The organism is Vibrio sp. Vb0888 (assembly GCF_033338835.1).
GTDB classification, from domain to species: domain Bacteria; phylum Pseudomonadota; class Gammaproteobacteria; order Enterobacterales; family Vibrionaceae; genus Vibrio; species Vibrio alginolyticus.
The window spans coordinates 1-1,862 of record NZ_JAWOTL010000064.1 but is presented as its reverse complement, the minus strand read 5'-3'; the positions used below and the strand labels follow the sequence as shown (position 1 = coordinate 1,862).

At 46.1% G+C, this 1,862-nt stretch carries 2 protein-coding genes; both read right to left on the bottom strand.

Annotated elements, in window-relative coordinates; genetic code table 11:
- Window positions 1-8: 8 nt before the first annotated feature.
- A complete protein-coding gene (locus tag R7P72_RS23785) occupies window positions 9-800 on the bottom strand; it encodes a sulfite exporter TauE/SafE family protein (RefSeq protein ID WP_005481395.1) in 792 nt (263 codons plus the stop codon).
- A gap of 6 nt (window positions 801-806) precedes the next feature.
- The coding region (ptsP, locus tag R7P72_RS23780) for a phosphoenolpyruvate--protein phosphotransferase (RefSeq protein WP_318110796.1) at window positions 807-1,862 on the bottom strand (1,056 nt) is incomplete at its 5' end.

Genomic DNA, 1,862 nt, shown 5'->3' with positions numbered 1-1,862 from the left:
GAATAAACTTACAGCAGCATTGTTGCTGCAACAAACATCAAGAATATTGCGAATATTTTCTTTAATACCGCAGTAGGAAGATTGGTCGCGAGCTTCGCCCCCACTTTCGTGGTCAACATCGAAGTCATCGCAATCGCAAGTAACGCAGGAAGGTAAACATAACCAATACTGTACGCAGGTAAGCCTTCAACCTTATAGCCGTGCAAAATAAAGCCGATCATGCCAGAGATGGCGATGATGCAGCCACAAACTGACGATGAGCCGACCGCTTTACGCATTTCTACGCCGTGCTTGTTGAGAAAAGGCACAGATAAAGAACCACCACCGATACCAGCTAAGCTAGAAACCACACCAATTCCCGTTCCGTACATCATAGTGACCGGACTACTCGGCATTGGCTTCTCACTTTTTACTTTAATGGATCGGAACATCTGCACAGCTAGACACAGTACAATGACACCAAATACTTTCGGCAAGTAATGAGTTGGGATCCATTCGGCAATGTTGGCACCAACAAAACCGCCAATCACCACTCCGGGCATTAGCCACTTCACAACAAACATATCTACGTTGCCAAGTTTAAGATGGTTGAGAGCAGAAGAACCTGATGTGACGATAATGCTTGCCAGAGATGTCGCAAGCGCCATGTGCATGCTCATTTCTGGAGAAATGCCCGCCCAAGGCAGCAAAAATAACAACGCAGGTACGACGATTAATCCGCCCCCAATGCCGAGTAGCCCCGCCATCACACCAACAAAAGCGCCCAGCGCCAGCAATAACAAAAATAAAGAGACGGTCACGATTACCTACTTTTTCCCTGCACGAACGAAGCCTGCAAAACCTTGTTGGATAAAGAAATCATGCATCATTTGATGAATCTCCTCTCCGTACGATTTTGTCATCGCCTGTTCTGCTAGTTTTTCTAGTTCCTGTTGTTGGCTATGACGAATCAAATACTTCACCTTAGCCACGTTAGATGTGTTCATACTTAAGCTGGTGTATCCCAACCCAAGTAATAAGAGCGCACCAAATGGATCACCGGCTAATTCACCGCAGATGCACACTGGCACATGATATTTATCGCACACGTCATGAATCTGTTTGAGTGCTAACAGCACTGCCGGATGCATGGATTCATAGACATCAGCGACGCGGGAATTGTTCCGATCCACCGCCAGTAAATACTGAGTTAAGTCGTTAGTACCAACAGAGACAAAATCCACTCGATGCGCGATGGCAGGAAGCAGATATACCATCGATGGTACTTCGATCATCACCCCGACCTTTGGAGCCTGGATACGCTCATCAAGCAAGACAACTTCGCTGTAGGCTTGGTTGATCAGCGTCATCGCATCATCCAGCTCTTTAATACCAGATACCATGGGTAACAAGATACTTAAATTACCACTTTCAGCACTGGCTCTTAGCATCGCACGCAATTGAATCAAAAAGATATCAGGATGATCTAACGTAAAGCGAATCCCGCGCCAACCTAAAAACGGATTGTCCTCTTCGATTGGCAGGTATGGCAATGGTTTATCACCACCGATGTCCAGAGTACGCATCACCACGCGTTGGTTCGAGTAGCTGTTTAATATTGCTCGATATTGATGATACTGCTCATCTTCCGATGGAAAGTGATGTTGAAGTAAAAATGCAATTTCAGTTCGATATAAACCGACACCATCGACGCCCGTATTAATGGCAATGTTGCTATCGGCACTGAGACCCGCATTCAGCATCACTTCAATGTGCTGGTTATCTAACGTTACGGCAGGTAACGCGAGGTCTTTATTGACCATCGCGAAGAGCTCTGACTCTTCACTAACTAAACTGCGATACTCACGTAACAGCTGGCGGTT